Source organism: uncultured Legionella sp. (genome assembly GCF_937871865.1).
In the GTDB taxonomy this organism is placed as follows: Bacteria; Pseudomonadota; Gammaproteobacteria; order Legionellales; family Legionellaceae; genus Legionella.
On record NZ_CALMPD010000100.1, the window covers coordinates 1 to 2,795 of the forward strand.

The window sequence follows — 2,795 nt, forward strand, 5'->3', positions numbered from 1 at the left end:
AAAGTAGAGCAAATCTGCTCTGCTTCAAGCGACAACTATCCTGAAAATTACCGGAACCATTGTCTCCAAACGAGGAACAAGACTTTAAATATTAAAAACAGTCGATATTTTATGTCTTTTGCACCTTGTTCTGCATCCATAGATGCCGTGGATAAGCCACGGCACGTCTGTGTTTGAGACTGATATGTTAATAGATACTAGTAAAAATCTATGGTGGTTGTTGTGACATCCAGCGGACCTGGAGTATCGTAATCAAACATTACTGTTTCGACGACTGGCGCAACAACAACTTGCCTGTATTCAACGATCTCGGTAGATCGGTAAACACCACAACCAGTTGAAAGTAATGCAACTCCTATTAACAATATCCATTTCATAGTGCAACCTCTCGTAGTTGTTATAATCAAATTGTAGATTAATTGCTCACTAGTTGCCAGTTTGGAGATTACTCTCTTGGTTCTCCTGGTTTTCTGCCATCCACATAGTAAAGAAATGCCAGTATCTGAGCGACAGCGACATATAAGGCTTCTGGAATTTCTTCATTGATACGAACATTAGCCAGAATTTCTGTTAGTTCTTTATTCTGTTCTATTGGAATTCCATGTTCTTTAGCTGTTTTAATAATGTGTCGAGCAATGGCTCCCTCTCCCTTGGCCGTTACTTTGGGGGCTGATAATCCATCATAATGCAACGCCACTGCCCGAGGTTTATTTTTTTTCATATTCGAATGTCCAGTAAACGTAAATTGACGACATCAATCTGGTTGTCTTCCAATCCAATTTGTAATTTCCAGTGCCTTAACTCCAGTCCCATGAGGGATAGAATTTCTCTAAGTTCTGATTGATAGCCTTCAAGAGTTGTATAGGAAGCGGAAAGCTCTGTATTCATTTTTATGTCTATCGTTTTTGCATGCAGAGATACAGAGGCTTGTAATGCACCCAGCTGAGGCAGATTCAGAGCAAATGAAAGGGACCATTTCGATTGTTGCATGGGTTCTGCTTTATGTTGTTTTATCATCAAAGGAATTACATCGATGTGTTCATTAATTTTAACGGGAAGATCCAACATCAAAAGATAGCCTTCTTTATTCTCATTAGTTAAATGATTAATCTGATTTGCCGTAATTCGTGACAAGACGTGACTGACCTGATCGCGTAACACATGCTGCAATGCTTCTGGCGATAGTTCTAATAGATTTAATAACGAATTTTTTGATAAGGGCTGAGGTATGGCTCCTGGCAATGGTAATGGGTCTTTTGCCAGATGCAGGGTTTCTGAATCTGGAGTTCTGCAGCCATTGTTTCGTCTGTCTGCGGGGAGGCTGCTTAAAAGGGAAAAACATTGTCCTTTGAAATCAGCTTTCAGTTTTTGTGGCGAGTGTTTTTGCCATTCAAGCAGTGTTGATTCCATAAAGACGCCGCTTTGATGTACGGCTCGCATCAATTGTTGAGGTAGTTGGGCTAAAGTTATAATGTTATTTAACATAGCCTTTATTTGTTGTGTTACCGGATAAGGTAAATGTTCTGAGTTGATGAGTTGATTCAACCCGTTGAGCAAATTGCTCGGAGGAGTTTGTTTGGGTAATGTCTGGAGCAAGGCATTTTGTAATATTGAAAGCGATGAGTTTTTTTGTTGCACTTCGAGTACTGTCTCGTTTTTATTTGCTATTACTTTTACCTCAAGCAATTCACCCGGCATAAATCGATGAGAACTTTGGGCATTGAGATTTTGCCCATTAATATTAATCAGTACCTGATTGTTCGTTAAGGCGGTCACCACTACTGTTTTAAGGACTTGCCCAATATAAAGTTCAGTCGCTGGCTTGGCTAATTTTATCTCTTGTCCAGGAGTTAACCTGACGCTTGGCGATTTATTCATTTCAATAGCCATATGCATCCTTCCGGTTCAATTTGAATAAGTATATACTCATCGTCTTTGTTATCGGCAGAGTTGTGAATTGCTTTAAAATTCACCAGGAAGGGACACCAGGAATTGAACTGGGATAATCATTACTCTTAGGTTCTGCAACCTAAGGCACTTGAAGAAACCCAGAGTTCATCTGGTCATTACGCAAATTGAACAAGGTGTGGTGATGTTAGATAGAGCCAGTGTAGTTGATGAACAATTTAAAAAGCGCGTTTTGGAAGCAGATTTTCCACAAACACTAAGTACTATGGATCCAGGGACAGCAGAGCTGGATAAAAAAACGGCCATAGAATTATTTGATTCTCAAATTAAATCCCGACTTCTCGATTTAATTGCCAGGCAATTAAAAGAAAAGGGCTTATCTTTTTATACCATTGGTAGCAGCGGGCATGAGGGCAATGCCGCTTTAGGCCAGGTCTTCAAATCCACTGACATGGCGTTTTTGCATTATCGAAGCGGTGCGTTCTTTTTGCAAAGAGCAAAACAGCTTCAGGGAATCGATGGCGTTAAGGACATATTGCTTTCATTGGTTGCAGCCGCTTGCGATCCGATTTCAGGCGGACGTCATAAGGTGTTTGGCAGTGTTCCCCTAAATATTCCTCCCCAGACGTCTACTATTGCATCGCACCTACCTAAAGCACTCGGTGCTGCTTTATCTATTACGCGAGCTAAAGAACTGGGGGTTGCAGGTAAGTTACCTTCTGATTCCGTCATTCTTTGCACTTTCGGAGACGCATCAACTAATCATGCCTCTACTCAAACTACCTTGAATGCCTGTTCCTGGTTAAGCCAGCAAAATTATCCTCTGCCTCTAGTCTTTATTTGTGAGGATAATGGCATTGGTATATCCGTTCCCACTCCAGTCAACT

At 40.9% G+C, this 2,795-nt stretch carries 4 protein-coding genes; 1 reads left to right on the top strand and 3 read right to left on the bottom strand.

The window, feature by feature from the left end:
* Window positions 1–197: 197 nt before the first annotated feature.
* From Q0495_RS05695 to Q0495_RS05705, 3 genes are all read right to left on the bottom strand, one after another.
* Complete coding sequence (locus Q0495_RS05695; RefSeq protein WP_298624004.1) at window positions 198–377, bottom strand: hypothetical protein; 180 nt, start codon at window positions 375–377, stop codon at window positions 198–200.
* A 68-nt stretch (window positions 378–445) separates the two neighbouring features.
* Window positions 446–721: an EscU/YscU/HrcU family type III secretion system export apparatus switch protein gene (locus tag Q0495_RS05700; RefSeq protein WP_298624006.1), complete on the bottom strand. Its 276-nt coding sequence runs from the start codon at window positions 719–721 to the stop codon at window positions 446–448.
* The gene (locus tag Q0495_RS05705) at window positions 718–1,890 is read right to left on the bottom strand and encodes a flagellar hook-length control protein FliK (RefSeq protein WP_298624007.1); all 1,173 of its coding nucleotides are present in this window, start codon (window positions 1,888–1,890) and stop codon (window positions 718–720) included. The genes Q0495_RS05700 and Q0495_RS05705 overlap by 4 nt, the downstream gene beginning before the upstream one ends.
* A 202-nt stretch (window positions 1,891–2,092) precedes the next feature.
* Between Q0495_RS05705 and Q0495_RS05710 the strand changes: the two genes are divergently transcribed.
* The coding region (locus Q0495_RS05710) for a thiamine pyrophosphate-dependent enzyme (RefSeq protein ID WP_298624009.1) at window positions 2,093–2,795 on the top strand (703 nt) is incomplete at its 3' end.